Raw genomic sequence first — 23,005 nt, 5'->3', positions numbered from 1 at the left:
AACAAGGGGGCGTTTCATTCTCTCTTAAGGCTGTTTAGGCAAATTCACCTCATGGAAATCGAGGGGAATGGTATGTTTTTGAAAAAAGTTGAGGGCCCGCGTGCAGTTACGCTGCCCGATGGGTCCGTATTAACCCGTGCGGATTTGCCGCCGGAGCAGACCCAACGTTGGGTTGCGAGCCGTAAAGCAGCGGTGGTTCGGGGGGTCGCCTATGGGTTGATTCCCTTAAAAGAAGCCTTGGAAAGGTATGGCTTGAGCGAAGAGGAGTTCGAATCATGGGTCGAAGCCATCGAAAAACACGGTGAATCGGCCCTAAAGTCCACAGCATTGCAAAAATATCGACAACTTTAGGTTGTTAATGGTAATGTTTCTCAATTGGTAACTTGTAGTTAACCAATTTTAGCCAGTGTCGAATGAAGAAGAAGGGTTACCAGCGGAGATTAACAAAATGCGAGTCCTCTTAGTAGAAGACGATCCAACTACATCTAAAAGCATCGAACTGATGCTCACTCATGCGAATCTAAATGTCTATTGTACCGATCTTGGGGAAGAAGGTATCGATCTTGCGAAATTGTATGACTACGATTTGATTTTGCTCGATCTTAATTTGCCGGACATGAACGGACACGAAGTGCTTCGACAACTTCGTTTGGCACGTATCGATACGCCTATCCTCATTCTGACGGGCGAAGATGATACCGAGAACAAGATCAAAGGTTTTGGTTTTGGAGCGGATGATTACATGACGAAACCTTTTCATCGTGAAGAATTGGTTGCACGAATTCATGCCATCATTCGTCGCTCAAAAGGCCACTCCCAGTCGGTCATTAGTACCGGCAAGATTTCGGTCAACCTTGATGCGAAAACCGTCGATGTTTCGGGTAAAACGGTGCATTTGACGGGTAAAGAATACCAAATGCTAGAGCTTCTCTCCCTTCGTAAGGGGACAACTCTCACCAAAGAGATGTTCCTTAACCATCTCTATGGCGGCATGGATGAACCAGAGCTTAAAATTATCGACGTGTTTATTTGTAAACTTCGCAAAAAACTCGCCGAAGCAACAACTGGGGATAATTACATCGAAACTGTTTGGGGGCGCGGCTATGTTTTGCGCGATCCACAGCCAATGGAACTTGAGGAACCCCTTGCCGTTGGTGCCTAACTTGCAAACCATGTTCAGTTTTTAGGTGTAAGAAAACTGTACATGCTCTTTCTCTTCCGCTGGACCTCACTTGTCTTGACGCATAGTTTGCTCTCATGGCAAGCGAGGTCCAATGGAACAGAAAAAACCACAAGACATGATCGAATCTGAAGCGAAGATCGAACTCGTGCGCCTTGCAAAAATATTGTCGAAAGCCAATTCTGACTATCATGGCCTAGACGCGCCCACCTTGTCGGATGCTGAGTATGATGCTCTCAAACGCCGAAACAGCGAGATAGAAGCTCGATTTCCCGCTCTAAGGCACTTCGATAGCCCGAGTGAGAAAATTGGTGCCCCTGCGGAATCCGGGTTTGGCAAAATCACCCATACAATTCGAATGCTCTCTCTTGGAAATGCGTTTGAGGAGCCCGATGTCGAAGACTTTGATGCGCGTATTCGAAAGTTTCTGGGCTATTCTACGACCGAGGCTTTGGAATTTACTGCTGAGCCCAAAATTGATGGCCTGTCGCTTTCGCTACGGTATGAAGACGGTCAACTCGTACATGCTGCGACGCGTGGGGACGGCTCAATCGGTGAGAATGTTACCGAAAACGCGCGAACGATATCTGATATCCCACAAGAACTATTCAACGCGCCCTCTATCCTTGAGGTTCGCGGTGAAGTGTACATGTCTCATCAAGACTTTCAGAACTTGAATGAACGCCAGATTGCAAACGGAGAAAAAACCTTTGCCAATCCGCGCAACGCTGCCGCTGGTTCCCTTCGTCAACTGGATTCAAAGATCACCAAAGGCCGACCGTTAAAGTTTTTTGCCTATGCGTGGGGAGAGCTTTCAGAGCCACTGGCAGAAACGCAATTCAATGCGATTTCGCGTTTAAAAGCATTTGGCTTTTCAGTAAACGATCTGACGGAAATATGTCAGGGGCCACAAGAGCTTTTGGCTCATTACAAATCTATCGAGCAGTCCCGAGCCTCGCTTGGTTATGATATTGACGGCGTCGTGTATAAAGTGAACCTCCTGACTTTGCAAAAACGATTGGGATTTCGAAGCACAACGCCTCGCTGGGCGATCGCACATAAGTTCCCTGCCGAACTTGCTTGGACACGCCTCGAAAAAATTGAAATCCAAGTCGGAAGAACAGGGGCGCTTTCTCCCGTGGCAAGGCTTTCGCCGGTTACCGTTGGCGGCGTTGTGGTGAGTAACGCGACTCTTCACAATGAGGACTATATTCAGGGGCGTGGAAACAAAGGTGAATTAATTCGAGACGGCAAAGATATCCGTGAAGGTGACTGGGTCCAAGTCTATCGTGCGGGCGACGTTATTCCAAAAATTTCGGACGTAGATTTATCCAAAAGGCCTGTTGATAGCCAACCGTTTGTTTTCCCAGAAGTTTGTGAAGTTTGTCAGTCTCCGGCCATCCGAGAAGAGGGCGATGCTGTTCGTAGATGCACAGGTGGTATTATTTGTGCCGCACAAGTCGTTGAAAAGTTAAAGCATTTTGTTTCCCGGTCTGCATTCGATATCGAGGGGCTCGGGGCCAAACAAATTGAGCTGTTTTACAAAGATGGATGGATAGAAAGCCCCGCTGATATTTTTACCCTGCGCGAAAGATACGAAAATGGCCTGAATCAGCTTAAAAACCGAGAGGGTTGGGGAGGTAAATCAGCCGCTAACTTGTTTGATGCAATAGATGCAAAGCGCCAGATTCCCCTCGCGAAGCTTATTTTTTCCCTTGGAATTAGGCATGTCGGTGAAAGTTCAGGTGTACTTTTAGCTAAACATTATCAGTCGTGGTCTAAATTTGTAGCGGGCCTCACATCTGTGACCGTTGGCGGTGGCGACGCTTGGGATGATCTTTTGTCAATTGATGGCGTTGGAGTTGTCATGGCAACGTCTCTCGTGGCCGCATTTCAAAACCCGCGAGAACGCGTTGCAATTGACGCACTCATCTCCCAATTAACACCATTGGATGCGGTATTCAAAGAGGTGGAAAGTAGTCCCGTGGTTGGAAAAATAGTTGTATTCACAGGTACTTTGGAGAAGATGAGTCGCGCAGAAGCCAAGGCGCGCGCTGAAGATCTTGGAGCAAAAGTTTCTGGAAGCGTGTCCAAAAAAACTGATTTGCTTGTTGCCGGCCCAGGCGCTGGATCCAAAGCGAAGAAAGCTGAAGATCTAGGAATAGAAGTCATTGATGAAGATGCATGGCTGGCCATGATCGAAGGGCTATGAGTTCACGTCCAGAAGGGCTTTTCCCATTGTTTTCTGATTTGAAAACACTGGACGGCGTCGGCCCAAAAGCGTCGGAAAACTTCGCGCGAATGAGTATTGGTAAACCGCGTGACCTTCTGTTTTTGTTGCCCTTTTCTGGGGTTGATCGACGTCCGATTACGAGTGTTATAGGGGCCGATGCTCCATGCGTTGTTACTGTTGAAGTCGAAATTCTGAATCACAAACCTGCGGTTAGTCGTGGTCGACCGTACCGGATTTATGTTCAGGATGCGCAAACCACGCTCCAACTGGTGTTTTTTCACGCAAGGCAGGACTATCTTGAAAAAATTCTGCCTATAGGTGAGCGCCGAATTGTATCGGGAAAGCTTGAGGTTTTTGATGGCATAGCCCAAATTGTTCATCCGGATCATATAGTTGAATTAGCGGACGCCACGTCGATCCCTGAGTTTGAGCCCGTTTACCCTTCTACAGTGGGAATTACCCAAAAAGTTATCAGCAAAGCTGTCGCCGCGACTCTGGAACGTCTGCCTGAACTCGGGGAATGGATCGATCCATCCTTAAAGGGAGAGCGAGGATGGGGGGGCTGGAAAGAAAGCTTAAATGCGGCACACAATCCACAGAACAACCAAGATTTGTCGCCAGAGAGCATGTCTCGACAAAGGTTAGCCTACGATGAGTTTTTTGCCCATCAATTGACACTTGCGCTTGCTCGGAATGCTGCGCGGAAATTGAAAGGGAAAGAGACAAAGGGGGAAGGCCTCCTATTTGATAGGGTTCTGAAAACACTTCCTTTTGTTCCGACAGAAGCCCAGTATCGCGCAATCGAGGAAATTCGTTTTGATATGGCACAACCGTATCGGATGAACCGGCTTTTGCAGGGGGATGTTGGAGCAGGAAAAACTCTGGTTGCGCTGGCCGTTTTATTAAATGCGGTCGAGTCTGGCGGGCAGGGTGTGATGATGGCCCCAACCGAGATTCTTGCGCGCCAGCATTTAGAGGGGCTGCGTCCGCTTGCGCAAACTGCGGGTGTGAATATTGAGATTCTTACGGGGCGAGACAAAGGCAAAGAGCGTACGAAAAAGCTTGAGGCTTTAGCATGTGGCGCCATTCAGATTTTGGTTGGAACGCATGCAGTGTTCCAAGATGACGTTGTTTTTAATGATTTACGCTTAGCGGTCGTCGACGAACAGCACCGATTTGGCGTGGAGCAACGGGCGCGGTTGGGAGCTAAGGGGAAGCGCGCGGACGTATTAGTTATGACGGCGACGCCGATTCCCCGAAGCCTAGCCTTGGCGCAATTCGGTGATTTAGATGTTTCCATTCTAGATGAAAAACCGGCGGGACGGCAGCCTATTTCAACGGTTATGGTCACAACAGGGCGTATAGACGAGATTGTTAGCAGCCTGCGAAAAGCCGTTTCAAAAGGTAAGCAAGCATATTGGGTTTGCCCCCTTGTGGAAGAGAGCGAGTTGATCGACATGACCGCTGCCGAAGATCGGTTCAAGGCTCTACGAGCCGAATTGGGAGAAAACGTGGTTACTTTGGTGCATGGGCAAATGCCATCACAGGAAAAAGACCAAGCAATGGCGCAGTTTGTTGCGGGTGAACGGTCTGTGTTGGTTGCAACGACGGTCATTGAGGTCGGTGTTGATGTACCAAATGCAACTATTATGGTGATTGAGCGCGCCGAGAGCTTTGGTCTAGCGCAACTTCATCAATTGCGGGGGCGTGTAGGGCGTGGCGCCGGGAAGTCGACATGTGTTCTTCTTTACCAGCCACCGTTAAGTAAAACGGGGCAGCGCCGTCTCGAAATATTACGCGAAAGCGAAGACGGGTTTCGGATTGCGCAGGAAGATTTGGAGATACGGGGGGCTGGGGATGTCATTGGAACCGCGCAATCGGGTATACCGCGCTTTGCAATTGCAGACCTAGAGCGACAAGCCGCGCTTATGGCCATTGCGCAGAAGGATGCGCGTACGCTTTTGACTTTGGACCCCGAGTTGATCAGCCCACGTGGTCAGGCTGCGCGTTCACTTTTGTGGTTAATGGAGCAAGATAAGGCAATTCGTTTAATTTCAGTGGGTTAGTCATATTTTTCGACATCGCGTTCTCATTTGTTCACTAATGTTCTCATTTAGTTCTTTACTTCCTGTTCATAAGGTGAGAACAAAGAGGCAACTAAAGTGTGAAGGTGGAGATGAAAATGTTTAGCGAACTTAAAAAAATTATAAGCCGCTCTTCGGGAACTCTGTTGCAGGATGCAGCAGGCTTGTCGGCTGTTGTTTTCATGTTGCTTGGGGCACTTTTTCTACCTGGCTTTGCCTAGTTTGCACTGCCTGTCTGACCCCGCCCAGTGAAGTCGATTTTACGCATCTTGTCCCCATTGTGATGCGCAATCTCATGAAACTGCCTGTTCATATCTTTTCTGTAAGTGCCTCTTCCAGAAACGCAACGAACTTTCGCTGGGCATACTCGCCGCCGTTCCTTCCCTAGGGACGGCGGCTTTTTATTTGAAGTTGTAGGCGATCCGAATGCCGCCCCACAGTCTTCCCTGCACAATAATTGGTGCCGACAAATCTTTCATCATCGTGAATTCGCCGCCTCCCATGTCCCGCCGATAGACTTGGAGGAGGAATGGTTCATTGTTGTTTCCGGACTTTAGCCCAACGCGGTCATCGAAAATGCGTCGATTTCGGCAATTGGCTGTATTCCAAGCCGGGTCGTGGCTTGGTTTCTGCGAAAACTTTTTATTGTGGGTCGGCAAATATCCGTTCCGGTCCACACATGCGCAAAACACGATCCGTTCGTCAAATGTTAGAACCTCTTCCTGGATTATCGGCAACACACGGTCCATGAAGGATGTGAATGGTGCCATTTTTTGCACAGGGTTCGTTCCTGCAATGTCAGAATAGGTTTGGTCAAAGAGTTGGCTCATTCCAATAGCACCTTCAATTATACCAGCTTCAAAGGTATTTGAAACCATCGTGGCGCGCTCTTTGACAAGGTTGATAAACGAAATGTCGTCGCTTGTTCCTCCCATTTCTACTGTTGTTTGAACAATGCTTTCCGAGCGATCAATGAGAGCCTGCACGCGGGTAAATGCCTGTGAAATGCCTTCCGCCGCCTCTTCAACCGAGCCTCCAATAAGATTGAAACTGGGTTCAAACTCCTGACCGGCAGCACGCACATTCTCGGCGTCCGCGGCGATCTGGCTTGCCTGCGCCATGGAGAGTTTTACGCTTTCAGAAATACTAGTAAGGGCGGTATCTGTAAGTTCGGCGCCCGTTAGAACGCTGGTTGCCTTTTCGGAAATACCGCCAGCTTCGGTTTTCATCGACCCGATCCATCCCGACAGGGACGTAATATTGTCGGATATCCCCGCCGCAGCGGCAGCTGTCTTATGGGATAACTCGTTAATGGCTTCGGCCACAACGGCAAACCCGCGCCCTGCATCGCCCGCGCGCGCGGCCTCAATCTTGGCATTAATCGCTAGAATATTCACTTGTCTGGCGATTTTTGCGATGGCGTCGTTGTTCTCTTGGACCCCGAGAAGGGTAGCCTCGACGGTTGTCATACGTTCGTCAATGGTTTGAACCCATTCGGCGACGTCTTTCGTCTGGCCAGAGGTCTTGCGGATATCCGCCATTGAGGTTTCAACAGCCCCATTCATTTGAAAGGAAGCATCGCTCACCTTCTTCACGGCCAGAAGCACCGCAGAATTTGCCTCACTTACTCGAGCCGCCCCTTTGCGGACTTCGGCAAGCGTCCCTAATTGGCTATGCGTTTTTTCATTGATGAGGTCGAGAAAACCCGCAATATCAACAATTTCATACCCCAGAGCAGAAGCCGTTCGGGACAAGGCACTGATGCGGCTGTCCACGGCTTGTCCATTTACAAATTCCGGCGCGGGAATCATTGGCGTCTCCATTTTACGTTTGATAACGCTTAAAGGAGCAGCCTTGCGAAAGTGTTAAGCGCAGTTTTGCGCGCGTGTTTTTTCAATCGCATCCAGCGTGGCGTCGAGCGACAAAAGGATAGAGGCGTGCCGGTTTTTGTACTCGCGCGCGGGCAAAAGAACCTCAAACCCCTCAAAGCGCCCCGTCGGCACGGGGCCGTCTTTTTTGAGCATATCGTGCAATGCGGTGCGCGTCGCGTGGACCTCGTTAAAGCTCGCGCCAACGATGTTTTGCGCCAAAATTGAGGCTGCAGCTTGCCCAAGAGCACAGGCCTTTACATCTTGACCAAACGCGGTAATCTTCCCGTCTTCCACCTCAATATCGACAGTTACGGTTGATCCACAAAGAGGCGCCCGTTTTTTCGCCGTGGCATCCGGTAGCTCAAGGCGATCCGTCAGGCCAATATTCGCTGCAAGCGCCAAAATGCGCGCGGAATAGAGTTTTATGAGGTCGGTATCGGGCATCGTGGGTCCTTTGGTGTTTAAATCTGCGCACCTTTGTCTTAGATAAGCGCTGAAGCCCGTAAAACACAAGGTGTTGCCATGAAATTTGATCCAGAGACACTCGTCTATAACGACCAAGGCCTGATTCCAGCGATTGCGCAGGATGAAACGGGCGCCGTTTTGATGATGGCGTGGATGAATATCGAGGCGGTGAAGCGCACGCTTGAAACCCGCCGCGTGACCTATTGGAGTCGCTCACGGCAGGCGTTTTGGATCAAGGGCGAAACCAGTGGCCACATCCAGCGTTTGATTGATCTGCGCGTGGATTGTGATGCGGATTGCCTGTTGATGATTGTCGAGCAGGAAGGCCCTGCGTGTCATACCAATCGGCGCTCGTGTTTTTACACCTCTGTGCTTGAGGGCGACAATGTCGAACTCATGGCGCCGATGGCCTAAAGGCCCACCATAGCGCGGATATCCTCGGGCGATTTCCCGTCGGCGCGAAACTTGGCAATGGCGCGCGCGTCGTCCCGTTTGGCGAGGCGTTTACCGTCATCATCACGGATCAGTTTATGGTGGTGGTATTTAGGTGAAGGGAGGCCGAGAAGCTTTTGTAAAGCCACGTGAATCTTAGTTGCCTGAAAGAGGTCTTGGCCGCGGATTACATGGCTGACCTCCTGTGCTGCATCGTCCAAAACTACCGACAAATGATAGCTTGTGCCCATGCCCTTGCGGGCCAAAACGATGTCACCAACCTCTGTAATAAGCTCATCAACGGTAAAGAAAACCTCGCCCGTTTCGCCGTTCGGGCCTTCGCCGGTTTCAATGAAGGAGAACCCCATTCCAGCCGACGTTTTCTCGGCCAATCGCGCCACAGAGCGCATGCGCAACCGTAGAGTTTGCGCCGAGGGGCGCGGTTTTTCGCCGTAATGCGCTTTAGGAAGGTCGGTGCAGGTTCCCGGATAGATCGTGCCATCAGGGCCAAGGCGTTGCGTGCCTTCTTGTGGCGCACTCATGGCGTCTTGGATGTCGCGCCGCGAACAGTGGCAGGGATACAGGCGTTCGGCGCGCCACAGCGTATCGAGGGCCGTTTCATAGCGCGACATTTGCTCGGATTGCAGCACCACAGGGCGCGGCCACCACAGGCCAAGCCAGTCGAGATCTTCATAGATTTGCGTTTCCCAATGCGGACGGGCGCGGGACTGGTCGATATCCTCGATCCGCAGCAGGAATTCGCCCCCATTCATCATCGCCATGTCATAGGCCAAAAGCGCAGAATAGGCGTGACCCAGATGGAGCGGGCCCGTCGGCGAGGGAGCGAAACGTGTAATCATTCTTGCGGCGCGAGCCAGTCCGTCCACGCGGCTTTTGCGCGGTCGGTATAGGCTTTGTAGCGATCTTTGCGTCCACGACGGCCATTTTTGAGGCCTTCAACGGGTTGAAATAGACCAAAGTTCACATTCATCGGCTGGAAGGTTTTGGCTTCAGCACCACCCGTGATGTGATGCACCAGCGCACCCATCGCCGTGTCTTGCGGCAAGGTACTTACGGGTTTTTCGAGGATTTCGGCGGCGGCAAAACGCCCCGCTAAAAGGCCCATCGCGGCGCTTTCCACATAGCCCTCAACCCCTGTAATCTGACCCGCAAATCGAATGTGCGGTTTGGACTTGAGGCGCATCTGATCGTCGAGCAAAGTGGGCGAATTAATGAACGTATTGCGGTGGATGCCACCAAGGCGAGCGAAGCTTGCCTCTTCCAAGCCAGGGATCATTTTGAGGACTTCTGCCTGAGCGCCGTACTTCATTTTGGTTTGAAAGCCAACGATATTCATTAATGTTCCCAAGGCGTTATCACGTCTAAGTTGAACTACTGCATAAGGTTTGTTTTCGGGGTCGTGGGCGTTGGTCAGGCCGACGGGTTTCATCGGGCCAAAGCGCAATGTCTCGCGCCCACGCTCGGCCATGACTTCAATTGGCAAACACCCGTCGAAATATCCAGCGGTCTCGCCCTCATGGAATTCGGCTTGCTCGGCCGCGAGAATGGCGTCGATAAAGGCCTCGTATTGGTCCTTGGTCATAGGGCAATTCACATAGGCTTTGCGCTCTTCTTCTGAGTTGCCTTTGTCATAACGTGACTGAAGCCAAGCGACATCCATATTAATGCTCTCGGAATAAACAATCGGCGCGATGGCGTCGAAAAAGGCGAGGGCGTCGGCGCCTGTTTCGGCTTGGATCGCTTCGCCCAAACCTTGCGAGGTCAACGGGCCCGTGGCGATAATCCAATGGCCGTCTTTGGGCAATTCGGTGATCTCGCCGTACTCAACGCTGATATTCGGGTGCGCCATCAACGCATCGGTCACAGATTGCGCGAAGGGGTCGCGGTCTACTGCCAAAGCTCCGCCAGCGGGGATTTTATGCTTATCGGCGGTTGCCATGATGATGCCATTCGCTTGGCGCATTTCCCAATGCAACAGGCCCACGGCATTTTGCTCGTCATCGTCGGAGCGTAGGGAATTGGAGCAGACCATTTCCGCAAAATTCCCCGTGCGATGGGCAAAAGTTTCGACTGTGGGGCGCATTTCGTGGATGACGACCTCAACACCGAGGTTTGCGGCCTGCCAAGCGGCCTCTGATCCGGCCATTCCGCCGCCGATGATATGGAGTTTTTGTGTCATGGGGGCGATATAAGCTTTCTTTGAACAAGTGAAAAGCCCCAGCGCAAAGGCTAGGGCTTTTGAAGGTCAGAATGTCATCCCGTCGTTTGGGATTTATTCGGTGGCGTCATCCGGTGTTTCAACATCGGTTTCGGCCACGATCTCGGCGTCTTCGATCGCGTCGATCTCTTCTTCTTCGGCTTCGGCGATCCAAGCGACCGAAACGACGGTTTCGCCTTTGCCAGTGTTAAAGACTTTCACGCCGCCCGCAGAGCGGGACCGGAACGAGATGCCTTGGATCGGACAACGAATGGATTGGCCATTGGAGGTCGCGAGCATGATTTGATCGCCCATTTCCACTGGGAAACACGCCACAAGTTCACCGCCGCGCATCGCTTTATCCATCGCACCAACGCCCATGCCACCACGTCCACGCACGGGATATCCGTGTGAGGAGCTGATTTTGCCAGCGCCTTTGGCCGTGATGGTCAGGATGAGGTCTTCTGCGGCCTGCATTTCGTCAAACCGCTCTGGAGAAATCGCGCCTTCGCCATTTTCTTCGTCATCTACATCGTCGTCGGACTCCACAGCCCCCGCCGCTGCACGGCGCATCTTGAGATAGGCGATGCGTTCGTCGCTGGTGGCGTCAAAGTGGCGAACAATCGACATGGAGACGACTTCTTCGCCGTCTTTCAGTCTGATTCCACGCACACCCGTTGAGGCGCGACTATGGAAAACCCGCACGTCGGTCGAGGGGAAGCGGATCGCGCGGCCGGAGTTGGTCACCAGCATCACATCATCATCCGGCGAGCAAATCCGCGCATTTACGAGGGTTGCATCGGCGAAATCATCCTCAAACTTCATCGCAATTTTGCCGTTTGAGCGCACGTTGGTGAAATCGGAAAGCGCATTGCGCCGCACGGTGCCTTTTGACGTGGCAAACATGATCTGAAGATTGCCCCATTCACTATCGGGCGCATCCACGGGCATGATCGCAGCAATCGAAACCCCAACCGGCATCGGCAAAATATTGACGATCGCTTTGCCTTTGGATGTGCGGCTGCCTTGAGGCAAACGCCAAGTTTTCAGCTTGTAAACCATACCATCGTTCGTAAAGAACAACAGTTGCGTGTGGGTATTGGCCACAAACAGGTTGGTCACAACATCTTCCTCTTTGGTCTTCATCCCGCCAACGCCTTTGCCACCGCGACGTTGGGCGCGGAAATCAACAAGGGGGGTGCGTTTGATGTAGCCACCAGAGGTGACCGTCACGACCATTTCTTCTTTCTCAATCAGGTCCTCGTCGTCCATATCGCCAGACCAATCAACGATCTGGGTGCGACGTGGAACCGCGAATTTGTCGCGAACTTCAACAAGTTCGTCTCTGATGATCCCCATGATACGTTCACGGCTGCCGAGAATTTCGAGGTATTCGCGAATTTTGATCGCCAATTCTTGCAGCTCGTCGGTGACCTCTTTGACCCCAATCGCTGTTAGGCGTTGGAGGCGCAATTCAAGGATCGCACGGGCCTGAATTTCGGATAGGTTATAGGTACCGTCATCATTGGCCGTATGGGTCGGATCATCAATCAACTTGATGTATTCCATGATCGCCGCAGCGGGCCAGCGCCGTTCCATCAAACGGGTGCGCGCTTCACCCGCATCGGCGGAGCTGCGAATTGTCGCAACGATTTCGTCGATATTGGTGACGGCAGCGGCCAATCCACACAAAATGTGGCTCCGCTCGCGGGCTTTGCGCAATTCAAACGCCGTGCGACGGGCCACAACTTCTTCGCGGAAGTCGATAAAGCATGTCAGGAAGCGCCGCAATGTCAGCGTTTCAGGGCGACCACCGTTAAGCGCAAGCATGTTACAGCCGAAATACGTCTGCATCGGGGTATAACGGAACAACTGGTTTAGCACGACTTCGGCGGTTGCGTCGCGTTTGAGTTCGACAACAACCCGCACACCATTCCGGTCGCTTTCGTCCTGAACGTGGGACACGCCTTCGATCTTTTTGTCGCGCACTTGTTCGGCGATCTTCTCGATCATCGACGCTTTGTTCACCTGATAGGGAATTTCATCGACCACAATCGCAAAGCGGTCTTTGCGGATTTCTTCAACGCGTGTTTTGGCGCGAATAATCACTGAGCCACGGCCCTCAAGATAGGCTTTGCGTGCGCCCGAACGGCCCAGCATAATTGCGCCCGTCGGGAAATCAGGGCCCGGAACGTATTCGATCAATTCTTCGGTCGTGAGATCAGGGTTCACAATCAATGCCAAGGTGGCTTCGATCACTTCGCCCAAGTTATGCGGTGGAATATTCGTGGCCATGCCAACCGCGATCCCCCCCGCGCCATTCACCAACATATTCGGGAAACGGGACGGAAGCACCGACGGTTCGCGGTCTTTGCCATCATAATTATCTTGGAAATCAACGGTGTCTTTGTCGATGTCGGCAAGGATATAGGCGGCGGGTTTGTCCATCCGCACTTCGGTATAGCGCATTGCCGCAGCGTTATCGCCATCCATCGAGCCAAAGTTGCCTTGACCATCGAGCAGGGGGAGTGACATCGAGAAATGTTGCGCCATCCGCACAAGGGCATCATAGATCGCGCTGTCGCCGTGGGGGTGGTATTTACCCATCACATCGCCCACAGGACGCGCCGATTTACGGTAAGATTTGTCGTGCGTGTTGTTGGTCTCGTACATCGCATAAAGGATGCGCCGATGCACAGGTTTGAGGCCGTCACGCAGGTCTGGAATCGCCCGACTTACGATCACGCTCATCGCGTAATCCAAATAGGAGGTTTTCATCTCGCTGGTGATGGAAATTTGAGGTCCATCGTATACGTAACGTTCTGGACCGTTTTCTTCTTCGTTTACAGGTGTTTCTGGCGTATCGTTCACGTGGATTTACCGCTCTTTTTATTGCACTCTATATCTTGTTGCCCCATGTATACACGTCCCTGCATATAGGGCGCAATGGGGCGAGCGGATTTAGGGCCGGAAATCCACGAATTCCAGCCCTTTTTGGGGATTTATCCCTGATTTGGCTTCGCGCGCAGCACCATCCCGAACAGATCACGCGGATCATCGGGGTCAGCGACCATATCGAGCTGCTGCATAAACGCTGTGCCTTGGATTTGATCGAGCACATAGCGCAGGGCAGAAAAGTCCTCGATGGCAAAGCCGACACCGTCAAAGAGGGTGATTTGGTTGGCCGAGGTGCGCCCTGTCTCTAGGCCCGCAATCACTTTCCAAATCTCGTTGACAGGGTAGTCTTCAGCAAGGGCTTGGATTTCGCCTTCAACACGGGTTTGCGGCGGGTATTCCACGAAAATATCGCTGCGTTTGAGAATGTCCACATGCAGTTCTGTTTTGCCCGGACAGTCGCCGCCAATCGCGTTGATATGGATGCCCGCGCCAACCATATTGTCGCTCAGGATGGTCGCGCATTGCTTGTCGGCAGTGCAGGTGGTGATGATGTGTGCCCCTTCGATGGCCTCTTGCGGCGAGGCGCAGGACGTCACATTGAGCCCCTGATTTTTAAGGTTACGCACGGCTTTTTGGGTCGCTGCTGGGTCAATGTCGTACAGGCGGACGTTTGTGATGCCGCAGACGGCCTTGGCGGCAAGGCATTGAAACTCGCTTTGCGCGCCATTTCCGATCACAGCCATGGTTGTCGCGCCCTTTGGCATCAGGTGTTTGCTCACCAAGGCTGAGGTCGCGGCTGTGCGTAGCGCGGTCAGGATCGTCATCTCCGAGAGCAACACCGGATAGCCCGTATCGACCGTCGCAAGCAGGCCAAAGGCGGTGACGGTTTGCAATCCCTCATGGGTGTTTTTGGGGTGGCCGTTCACATATTTAAAACCATAGATTTCGCCATTGCTGGTTGGCATCAACTCGATCACACCCTCGGCGGAATGGCTGGCGACACGCGGTGTTTTATCGAAGTTTTCCCAGTTTTTGAAGTCTTCTTCGAGGTAAGCGACGATGCCCTTCATAAAGTCTTCGATCCCGATGCTATGGACCAAAGCCATCATGTTTTGAACCGAAACGAAGGGCACGTAGGCGAGGGAGGATGGAGCGAGGTTGGGCTTGTTCATTTCGGGTATCCTTGTGGAAAAGGGCGTTGTTTTTATGAGTAACGTGTTGTTTCGCGATCAAAGACGCGGCGGCCAAAGAGCGAGGCCGTGAGGTCGACCATCAGTTCGGCTGTGCGGCCGCGATCATCCAGAAACGGGTTGAGCTCAACAAGGTCGAGCGAGCGCATCAGGCCGCTATCGCAAAGCATCTCCATCGCCAAATGCGCCTCGCGCACTGTCGCACCACCTGGAACCGTGGTGCCAACGGCAGGGGCAATCGATGGGTCGAGAAAATCAACATCCAGCGAGACGTGCAACAGGCCATTGGCTGCGCGCACTTGGGCAAGAAACGCCTCCAGAGGGGCGGCAATGCCGTGTTCATCAATCGCACGCATATCAATTGCCGTGGGACCATGTTTACTGACGGCGGCGCGCTCAGACGCGTCCACTGAACGCAGGCCCAGATAGCAAATCTGTGCGCCGGGAACGGTGGGCATAGGGGCGAACCCTTCGAAACCCGCAAGCCCCATGGCATAGGCGACGGGGGTGCCATGCAAGTTGCCGGAAGTTGTGGTGGCCAAGGTGTGAATATCGGTATGCGCGTCCAACCAGAGCAGGAACAAGGGGCGTTTTTGGCGTTCTGCGTAATCGGCAACACCTGCGACGCTTCCCAGTGACATTGCGTGGTCGCCGCCCATAAATATCGGCGTCCCAACCTCCATGGCGCGCGCACCTTCGCGGCGCAGCGCTGTCGCCCAGCCAATTGTCTCGCTTAAACCGTGGACGGCTGGATTGTCACAGGCAACTTCTGGCCCCAAATCAGGTGCGAAATTGCCCCAGTCTTCGACGTTGAATCCAAGCTCGCTCAGGGCGGTTGCGATCCCCGCGGTGCGCAGGGCGTCCGGCCCCATGAGGCATCCCGCGCGGGCTTTGCCACAATCAATGGGCGCGCCGATCAGGACGCAGGTGGAGTTTTGTTTGGTGTCGGTCATGGGGTTCTCGTGGGTTGGGAAAGCGGAGATACCCTAGCTTGATCTGCGAAATGGATGGACAGAAGCCCCCTATTCGGATGAACTGGCGGCAGTTGTATCAAATCGGAAGTGATTATGGACGAATTGGATAGGAACCTCATCGCGGCCTTGCGCAAAAACGCGCGCAAAACCCTTTCAGAGCTCGCAGCAGAGCTCAAAACATCCCGCACAACGGCGCGCGCGCGCATGGAGCGCCTTGTGGCGCGCGGCGATATCGTGGATTTCACGGTGCGTCTGCGCGAGGACGTCGCCCAAGCTCCCGTGCGGGGCCTGATGATGCTGGGGATTGAGGGGCGCGGCACCCATAAAGTGCTGCATCAATTGCTGGGGCAAAATTCGGTGCGAGAGGTCCATTCCACCAACGGAAAATGGGATTTGATTGTCGAGATCAATGCGGACAGCCTTGAGGCGTTTGACCGCGTGCTCTCTGATATTCGCCGCATCGAAGGGGTGCAAACCAGCGAGACCAATCTGCTTTTGACGACCCGCTCTATGCGCTCACAGCAGGTGGTTTAGGCGCGGCTGCGCCATGCTGCGATCCAAACGAACGCGAGGATGAGGGAACCAATCGTGTTCCAGCTGGCCATCGAGAGGTCAAACATTTCCCACGCCACTTCGTCACAGCGCACCAAGGGCGCGCTCATGATTTGCGCCATCAGTTCCTCAGGTGTTAGGTTGGCAACGGGGCCGGATGTGCAGGTCGTCGGACCTTCCCACCAGTTGCGTTCAACGCCGGTATGAAACAGGCCAATCGCGCTTGTGGTGAGGGCGGCGATGGCACCAAGGGCGGCGAGAATACGCGGGCCACCCGCGAGTATAAGGACGCCCAAAACAAAGGCCACGGCATGGGGGTAGCGCTGCCACAGGCACATCGGGCAGGGCGCAAGGCCGCCAATGTATTGAAACCCGAAGGCGCCCAAAAGCATCGCCAAAGAGCCAAAACTTGCGATAACTACCAGTGTTTTATTCATTACAGCACCTTCACAAAGTAAAATCCGCCCACCAGCAATACGACAAAAACGATGAATACCAAACCAAGGCGGCGCTCGATGAAGTCGCGGATTGGTTCACCGTAGACCCGCAAAAGGGCCGCGACAACAAAGAACCTTATGGCACGTGCGATGATAGCCGCGACGATAAAAATCGGCAGGCTGAGCCCCGTGGAGCCGGACAGGATCGTGATGACCTTGAACGGGAAGGGTGTAATCCCCGCGATCAAGACCGCCCAAGCGCCCCACTCGTTGTATTTGGTGCTGAACTCCGCGAAATAATGCTCTTTGCCATAGAATTCGAGTACCGGACGGCCCACGGATTCAAACAACCCAGAGCCGATATAATACCCAAGCAATGCGCCCAGTACTGAGCCAACAAGCGCGACGCCTGCGATCAGCCACGCCTTGGACGGGCGGGCGATAATCATCGGGATCATCAGGACATCAGGGGGAATCGGGAAAACTGAGCTTTCGACAAAAGCAATAACCCCAAGGGCCCAAATTGCATACCGACTCTGGGCGAGGGACATCGTCCAGTTATAGAGAGATCGTAGCATAGCTGCTCTTTAAGTTATTGCGCCTGAAGGCCGTTTATCACGGTCTAATGTTGGATTGTCTACGCGATGATGCGCCAATTTTAAAGGCAAAGTTACCCTGTTAGATAAACTATTGCGTGACGACGGCAAAACCCGCAAAAGAACGCCATGATGGACCGTGAAATTTCCTATCCCCCCTTCGTGCGAAAAATGGTGCAGGCCTATGCGCTGTTTGGGGGGGTATTGTTGATTTTGGCAGCACTGGTAACGGTAATTTCGGTGGGCACGCGCGCGGTGGGGCTGGAAGTTATTTCAGGCGATTTTGAGCTGATTGAACTGGCCACAGGGATCGCCGTTTTCTCCTTTCTTCCATGGGGCCATATGACCGATGCACACGTCCGCGTTGACGTTTTGGCCGCGCGGTTTGGTCCGCGCGTGTTTCGGGTGTTGGGCGGGATTTCCGATGGGTTGGTGGCCCTGATTGCTACCGTTATCCTGTGGCGCTTCTACCTTGGGTTCGCCGAGAAATTCCCCTATGGAAGCGAGGCATTTCGGTCGGTATTCTCGATGGGCAGTAAACCCTTCTATCCAGAAACCACCTATGAGCTTCAGATTCAGATTTGGCTCCCTTACGGGTTTTGTCTGATTGGGGCCGCGCTGTTTGCTCTCGTAGCGATTTTGAAGTTTACCGCTGATATTAAAGGGAAAAAACCATGACCGGAGTGGAAATCGCGCTCATTGGGTTTGCCCTTATGCTCTTGGCTATTTTCCTGCGCGTGCCAGTCGCCGTTGCCATGGGGATCACCGGATTTGTTGGGGTTTGGATCATTCGAGGCAGTGCTTCCGCACCGCTAAACCAGCTTAAAACCCTCAGCTATGACACGTTCTCCAGTTACTCTCTGTCGATCGTGCCGCTGTTCCTGTTGATGGGGCAATTCGCCACAAAATCGGGCATGAGTCGAGCGCTCTTTCAGGCCGCTGCTGACTGGCTCGGGCATCGGCGCGGTGGGGTGGCCATGGCGACAGTGGGCGCTTGTGCTGGGTTTGGCGCGATTTGTGGAAGTTCGCTTGCGACGGCCAGCACGATGGGGCAGGTGGCCCTCCCGGAGATGCGCCGCGCGGGGTATTCCGATGCCTTGGCGACAGGTGTTTTGGCCGCGGGCGGCACCCTCGGCATTTTGATTCCCCCGTCGGTGATTTTGGTGATCTACGCCATTCTCGCAGAGCAGAATATCGCCAAAATGTTTGCCGCCGCCATTGTTCCCGGTATTTTGGCCGCCGTGGGGTACATGATTGTTGTGCGCCTGATGGTGTCCCGCGAAAGCGGTGATCTACGCGCGCCAAAAGTGGCCTATGCCAAGCGGCTCAAATCTCTGCTCGCGGTCTGGCCGGTGATCCTGATTTTTGCCCTCGTAATGGGTGGAATTGCGGCGGATTGGAACTGGGTGAAGCCTGGGGTTCAAGCGCTGTTTACCCCCACAGAAGGCGCGGCGATTGGCATGGTTATCACGGGCCTTTATGGTGCTGCAACTGGGGGCTTAACGTGGAGTGGATTCGTGGAAAGCGTCCTCGCTGCGGCGTCCGCGACCGCGATGATTTTCCTTATTCTCTTGGGCGCTCAACTGTTTAACACCTTCTTGGCCTTCACACAGGCCCCACAAACCCTTGCTGAGTGGATAGGGGGACTTGGCGTGCTTCCGATTTTTGTTTTGCTGGGAATGTTGGTGTTTTACCTCGTGTTTGGCTGTGTGATGGACTCGCTTTCGATGATCCTTCTGACCGTGCCTGTGTTCTTTCCGATCATCGAAACCTTAGACTTTGGTTTGACTGCCGAAGCCACCGCCATCTGGTTTGGTATCCTCGCGCTTGTAACCGTCGAGATCGGCCTGATCACGCCACCCGTAGGATTGAATCTCTTTATTATCAACGGACTCGCCAAGGATGTGCCCATCGGCCAAACCTATCGCGGTGTTTTGCCGTTCATAGCGTCCGATATCCTGCGCGTCGCACTCCTTTTGGCGGTCCCAAGCCTCGCACTTATTTGGATTTAGCGCGCCGCACCGCATTTTCGTAAAAAAAATAGCATTCCGAGCGTTTTTCCTCTTTTACCCAGCGCTATGACAGGCTACATCCACCTCGTGGCCCGAGTGGCGGAATGGTAGACGCAGGGGATTCAAAATCCCCCGTTGCAAGACGTGGGGGTTCGAGTCCCCCCTTGGGCACCACAACTTACAAGTTTTCCTTTATTTTATTGCCCCATCGGGGCAGGGGTCTTCTTCTGCCCCCCATTTTGCCCCCCACTTATTTCTCGCTAGTTAGACGACTTTATTCTGTCAGTCGGTGAGCTGCTGCTTTGGGTTGATCTGTCGCGTAGTATTTTGATTGATGTTGCTGACCAGTCTGGGTCGGTTGCACAAGTATTTACGTAGGCAGAGAGCAACTCAACCCTTCAAAAGAAAAAGCAGCCGGAAAGTCGGCATTCTCATGGCAACATGAGTGGCATTCAAGTTGCGACTTGCACCGAGGCCAGCCCTGTGTCGATAGTGATGGCTACTACATAACTACCTATAATTGCCTCGGAGAAATGAGATTGCCCAATTGTATTTTATGTCGATCAAGTTTTGATGAGAGCAAGGTAAAGCCGGAACACGTTCTCCTAAATTCGCTTGGCGGACGTATGACTGTGGAGAACGTGATTTGCTCAAGTTGCAACCAATTGATGGGCAATGGGCCAGATGAAGATTTAGCTAAGAGTGTAGAAGGGTTGCGCAATTACGGAAACCTAAAAGCAGGAGACGGCGACGACGCTCCCAAAATTATTGGGTACAGAACTAAAAACCAGCGTTTTGATCTGCTTCCTGGTGGGCGCCCTGAAATACGCCCCATTCGACCATTGAAGTTCAAAGAGGGCGAGGGCGGCACGGTGGTGGAGATCAATGCTTCCGATGATAAACACGCTGATCTGCTGGCCCATGGGGCTGCAAAAAAGCTAGCCAAGAAATTTGGAAGGAATGATGAAGTTAGTGTTGCTGATCTGCGGGAACAGATAAATAGTGCTAAGCGGCACTCACTGATGGAGCCGCCAGAAATCCAAATCAGGACTGAGATTGGAGGCTACAGATCGCAACAAGCGATGGCGAAAGCGACTCTGGTCTTGTGGGCCAAACTTGTTGGCAATACCGAGGTTTTGGAGAGGGGGTATGATTCTATCAGGCAGTTTATTTGGCAACAAGAATCTACCTCTGGGATTGAAGCTCCAACAAAATTTGACGCCCGACCTTTACCGTCCTTCAATGAAATCTATGGTAGCTGCCCCTGCATAGTTTGGGCGGGGAGTGACAGCAAGGGACGGGTCTTTGGGTACTTCCGGCTGTATGGAATGCTCGGTTGGCGAATAGATCTTGGCCATAGTTTAGATGTCATTGATCGAGCAATTTGCCTGATATCAAATCCGTTTAACCCATCCAGTTGGAAGCTCTATACAGAAGAATCACAACCCTTAGAAAGTACTTGGATATTGATTGACTGGGACAACTATACTGCAGAAAACGATACTCGCTTGGATGGAGTCACGAAATTAATGTGTGAGTTACGCACTCGCTCAAACGAATTGTTTGTTGATAATCTTGTTAGCGAGGCGCTGTCAGAAAGTGGCCTGACTGTCGGTCAAATCATAACGGCTCAACACATTAGTTTTATCAGCAATTTTATTGCTAAGCGGCTGGTGATAACTCGCCTACAAGTCGAAAGAGCCGTCTAACGGAGTCGAAACAGGAATTCCTTTAGGTATGGTTACAAGAATAGAGGACGCCTTGGGCGGGCGCTTGTCATTTGGCGCGGCCAGCCAAACCGAAAGGGCTATTCCAAAGCGCAAGGTCGTTTAGGGTTCGGACCGGAGGCCAATTCCCAAGTGTCACTCGGCCAGCAGTCGACCGCAGCCGCTGGGATAAGTTGTCGCAACTCCCTCGAACACGCCATAGTCTGCCGTATGAACTCGGAGCACTCGGGCTGTACCCAAGCATTCCTTAATTGTCACAGCAATAACTGACACATCCACTGCGACGCCAAGCGTTCTGGCCCATGCTTGAGCTGCTGTTTTTGCTGCGGAAAACGCATTGCTGGAGTCTCCAAGGCCTGTTTCTATTTCTACAATTCGCGGTGTCCCGATTGTTTTTAATTTTGCCAGCACAGTCTCGTCTGACAGCCAAAAATAGGCAGATTCTCCACCCCAACTCTCTAGGAGTGGCACAACACTAGAGTAATCCGGAGCCGAAGGGACTGCGATCGTACAAACCTGATGCGATCGTGTGCTTTCTTGTGCATGAAGCGGACTTTCGTTATATACGATCTGAGATTCTTGCAATGTAAGTAGCCCCTTCAAAACAAGAGAATCTAGCCGCTGCCTTAGACCGAGGATTGTGGATGGCTTCAATTTTTTTTGCATCGCCGCAACCTCGTCGTCCAAAAGTCGTGTATAGTGCCAAACGCGGATGCGGCGTTCATTCAGCAACGGGGTCAAGGTGTGCTCGATCAGCGATAAATAATTTTCATAATATTTGTTCGACTTTAGGCTTTCGTATGGATCACTGTTCAGGTGCTCATTCATTACGTGCAACTCTTCCGCAAAATAGTCAGAGACTAGGTCGGAGTGCGTCGTGAGCGTTTCGCAAAGCGCAGCATCGAAAGTCTCTGGGTTCCATAAATCCATCGAACGATATCTTCCTTGTAAATCTGTTAATGTTGCACTGGTCGAAGGTAGGAACAAATCCAATCCGCAACGAGCCAAAGCAGGTACCGCTATGATGGGACTTCTTGTAATGGTCCATTATTGTTGTACGCGAGGTTGATCAAAGGCTAAGTTGTCCAAAAGGTGTAAATACCATGACGAATCTAAATGCATAGACTGCGGATCAAAGCAATTATCAGAAAATATAAGATCTCTGGAGTTGTCGTCTTTTCAATTATTGGGCTTGCTTCGGCATTTGCTGTAAATGTAGGAGGCTTCCTAGTTTTGCTGCCAAAGCCACTTTGGGCGCTGGTCGATTCTTCTTTTGTTTCCAGTTACTTTATTCGTTTCTCAATTCTACTTGCGCTTGCATTTTTTACGGCACGCTATTCGAGTTACATTATCTCCCAAAGTATTGGCGTATTGTGGGGAGGGGGTATCGTTTTTTCGCTGCTCGCCAGCCGTTCCGGACAAAGGTTGCTGCGTAGGCGAGGAAACAATGTTGTAAAAAATGGAGATGACGCTTTGTCCAAATTTTTCGAAAATGATAATTTGGATCATGATGATAAGACTATCGCAGCGTATAATGCCGCTCGGAGATTTTATATTTTAGAGGTTGCAAGGCCATTGTTGGGGATGGTCTATATTTTCGGGTTTATCCGAGGTGGGTTCGACTATAAGGTTGAGCGCTACTCAATTCCCATCCAACTAGTAGCCATCTTTTTGGTTTTGTCTGCTTTATTCACTACTCTGACGGGAAGCGCACTGTTGGTTGGGGTAGGTCTATTGTTGGCGCTTTTGCTTCCTCCTAGTTTTGGTGATGCCTACTTTAGGAAAACTAATTTTGCGCCCAAATTATCTTTACTTAATTTCCTTAAACTCGAAGGTTGGCAAATTTTCAGCTTTCAGAAGATAACACTTTTGGTGCTAACTCTTTCTTTTCTGTCTGGCACGTTGCACCATAGAAGCTTGCTATCTGAAACAAGGAATCTACGGTTTGTCGGTGAGGTGAATATCATAGGCTCCTTGGTCTTTTCATCAAATTCTGGTTTTGTGATCCATAGCGATTTGAACGGGTACCAAGTCATTCCAACAGAAGGAACACAGATCGAAATGATATCTTCGAATTATAAGGCCAACCACTAGAACGGCCTGCATACCTAGAAGGTTATTTCCCGTTGCGTTAAA

General features: G+C 52.0%; 21 protein-coding genes and 1 tRNA gene. 12 read left to right on the top strand and 10 right to left on the bottom strand.

Features of this window, described 5'->3' with window-relative positions; all coding sequences use genetic code 11:
- Nucleotides 1–72: 72 nt before the first annotated feature.
- From AB9F29_RS16905 to AB9F29_RS16885, 5 genes are all read left to right on the top strand, one after another.
- Nucleotides 73–351 carry a DUF1153 domain-containing protein gene (locus tag AB9F29_RS16905; RefSeq protein ID WP_335584354.1) on the top strand — a complete coding sequence of 93 codons (279 nt, stop codon included), beginning with the start codon at nt 73–75 and terminating at the stop codon, nt 349–351.
- A 97-nt stretch (nt 352–448) separates the two neighbouring features.
- A complete protein-coding gene (ctrA, locus tag AB9F29_RS16900; protein WP_335584355.1) occupies nt 449–1,162 on the top strand; it encodes a response regulator transcription factor CtrA in 714 nt (237 codons plus the stop codon).
- Between the two features lie 112 nt (nt 1,163–1,274).
- Nucleotides 1,275–3,392: an NAD-dependent DNA ligase LigA gene (ligA, locus tag AB9F29_RS16895; protein ID WP_335584356.1), complete on the top strand. Its 2,118-nt coding sequence runs from the start codon at nt 1,275–1,277 to the stop codon at nt 3,390–3,392.
- On the top strand, nt 3,389–5,479 hold the full coding sequence (recG, locus tag AB9F29_RS16890) for an ATP-dependent DNA helicase RecG (RefSeq protein WP_335584357.1): 2,091 nt from the start codon (nt 3,389–3,391) through the stop codon (nt 5,477–5,479). Before ligA ends, recG begins: the two co-directional genes overlap by 4 nt.
- 116 nt (nt 5,480–5,595) lie before the next feature.
- Nucleotides 5,596–5,718 (top strand): hypothetical protein, encoded by a 123-nt coding sequence (locus tag AB9F29_RS16885; RefSeq protein ID WP_257722125.1) that lies wholly within the window; start codon nt 5,596–5,598, stop codon nt 5,716–5,718.
- Between the two features lie 180 nt (nt 5,719–5,898).
- Here AB9F29_RS16885 and AB9F29_RS16880 read toward each other — a convergent pair whose 3' ends face one another.
- The gene (locus AB9F29_RS16880) at nt 5,899–7,308 is read right to left on the bottom strand and encodes a methyl-accepting chemotaxis protein (RefSeq protein ID WP_369756506.1); all 1,410 of its coding nucleotides are present in this window, start codon (nt 7,306–7,308) and stop codon (nt 5,899–5,901) included.
- A 54-nt stretch (nt 7,309–7,362) separates the two neighbouring features.
- Nucleotides 7,363–7,812: an iron-sulfur cluster assembly scaffold protein gene (locus tag AB9F29_RS16875; protein WP_335584359.1), complete on the bottom strand. Its 450-nt coding sequence runs from the start codon at nt 7,810–7,812 to the stop codon at nt 7,363–7,365.
- Between the two features lie 78 nt (nt 7,813–7,890).
- Here AB9F29_RS16875 and hisI point away from each other — a divergent pair, with 78 nt between their 5' ends.
- On the top strand, nt 7,891–8,247 hold the full coding sequence (gene hisI, locus AB9F29_RS16870; protein ID WP_369756505.1) for a phosphoribosyl-AMP cyclohydrolase: 357 nt from the start codon (nt 7,891–7,893) through the stop codon (nt 8,245–8,247).
- Here hisI and gluQRS read toward each other — a convergent pair.
- The 5 genes from gluQRS to rocF form a co-directional block, all read right to left on the bottom strand.
- Nucleotides 8,244–9,125, bottom strand: a complete 882-nt coding sequence (gene gluQRS, locus AB9F29_RS16865; RefSeq protein WP_369756504.1) for a tRNA glutamyl-Q(34) synthetase GluQRS — start codon at nt 9,123–9,125, stop codon at nt 8,244–8,246. The genes hisI and gluQRS overlap by 4 nt on opposite strands.
- Nucleotides 9,122–10,465, bottom strand: coding sequence for a methylenetetrahydrofolate--tRNA-(uracil(54)-C(5))-methyltransferase (FADH(2)-oxidizing) TrmFO (trmFO, locus tag AB9F29_RS16860; protein ID WP_369756503.1), 1,344 nt, complete (start codon nt 10,463–10,465; stop codon nt 9,122–9,124). The genes gluQRS and trmFO overlap by 4 nt, the downstream gene beginning before the upstream one ends.
- 93 nt (nt 10,466–10,558) lie before the next feature.
- Nucleotides 10,559–13,354 (bottom strand): DNA gyrase subunit A, encoded by a 2,796-nt coding sequence (gene gyrA / locus AB9F29_RS16855; protein ID WP_039003597.1) that lies wholly within the window; start codon nt 13,352–13,354, stop codon nt 10,559–10,561.
- A gap of 131 nt (nt 13,355–13,485) precedes the next feature.
- Entirely contained in the window at nt 13,486–14,553 is a 1,068-nt protein-coding gene (locus tag AB9F29_RS16850; RefSeq protein ID WP_369756502.1) for an ornithine cyclodeaminase, read from the bottom strand.
- A 32-nt stretch (nt 14,554–14,585) separates the two neighbouring features.
- Entirely contained in the window at nt 14,586–15,524 is a 939-nt protein-coding gene (gene rocF, locus AB9F29_RS16845; protein ID WP_369756501.1) for an arginase, read from the bottom strand.
- A 114-nt stretch (nt 15,525–15,638) separates the two neighbouring features.
- Between rocF and AB9F29_RS16840 the strand changes: the two genes are divergently transcribed.
- On the top strand, nt 15,639–16,079 hold the full coding sequence (locus tag AB9F29_RS16840; protein WP_039003594.1) for an Lrp/AsnC family transcriptional regulator: 441 nt from the start codon (nt 15,639–15,641) through the stop codon (nt 16,077–16,079).
- Here the strand turns inward: AB9F29_RS16840 and AB9F29_RS16835 are convergent.
- The gene (locus tag AB9F29_RS16835) at nt 16,076–16,534 is read right to left on the bottom strand and encodes a disulfide bond formation protein B (protein ID WP_369756500.1); all 459 of its coding nucleotides are present in this window, start codon (nt 16,532–16,534) and stop codon (nt 16,076–16,078) included. The genes AB9F29_RS16840 and AB9F29_RS16835 overlap by 4 nt on opposite strands.
- Nucleotides 16,534–17,112: a YqaA family protein gene (locus AB9F29_RS16830; protein ID WP_369756499.1), complete on the bottom strand. Its 579-nt coding sequence runs from the start codon at nt 17,110–17,112 to the stop codon at nt 16,534–16,536. The genes AB9F29_RS16835 and AB9F29_RS16830 overlap by 1 nt, the downstream gene beginning before the upstream one ends.
- Nucleotides 17,113–17,259: 147 nt before the next feature.
- Between AB9F29_RS16830 and AB9F29_RS16825 the strand changes: the two genes are divergently transcribed.
- From AB9F29_RS16825 to AB9F29_RS16810, 4 genes are all read left to right on the top strand, one after another.
- Nucleotides 17,260–17,808, top strand: coding sequence for a TRAP transporter small permease (locus AB9F29_RS16825; RefSeq protein WP_369756498.1), 549 nt, complete (start codon nt 17,260–17,262; stop codon nt 17,806–17,808).
- Complete coding sequence (locus AB9F29_RS16820; protein WP_369756497.1) at nt 17,805–19,142, top strand: TRAP transporter large permease; 1,338 nt, start codon at nt 17,805–17,807, stop codon at nt 19,140–19,142. The genes AB9F29_RS16825 and AB9F29_RS16820 overlap by 4 nt, the downstream gene beginning before the upstream one ends.
- Before the next feature lie 90 nt (nt 19,143–19,232).
- Nucleotides 19,233–19,316, top strand: a tRNA-Leu gene (locus AB9F29_RS16815).
- Between the two features lie 359 nt (nt 19,317–19,675).
- On the top strand, nt 19,676–20,851 hold the full coding sequence (locus tag AB9F29_RS16810; protein ID WP_369756496.1) for an HNH endonuclease: 1,176 nt from the start codon (nt 19,676–19,678) through the stop codon (nt 20,849–20,851).
- Between the two features lie 153 nt (nt 20,852–21,004).
- Here the strand turns inward: AB9F29_RS16810 and AB9F29_RS16805 are convergent, their stop codons facing one another.
- Complete coding sequence (locus AB9F29_RS16805; protein ID WP_369756495.1) at nt 21,005–21,799, bottom strand: hypothetical protein; 795 nt, start codon at nt 21,797–21,799, stop codon at nt 21,005–21,007.
- A 186-nt stretch (nt 21,800–21,985) separates the two neighbouring features.
- On the opposite strand from AB9F29_RS16805, the gene AB9F29_RS16800 reads away from it, so the two are divergent.
- Entirely contained in the window at nt 21,986–22,963 is a 978-nt protein-coding gene (locus AB9F29_RS16800; protein ID WP_369756494.1) for a hypothetical protein, read from the top strand.
- Nucleotides 22,964–23,005 lie beyond the last annotated feature (42 nt).

It is taken from the genome of Falsihalocynthiibacter sp. S25ZX9 (assembly GCF_041205405.1).
GTDB classification, from domain to species: Bacteria; Pseudomonadota; Alphaproteobacteria; order Rhodobacterales; family Rhodobacteraceae; genus Falsihalocynthiibacter; species Falsihalocynthiibacter arcticus.
Note: the sequence above shows the minus strand (reverse complement) of the source record. Positions and strands in the feature narration are given on the sequence as shown.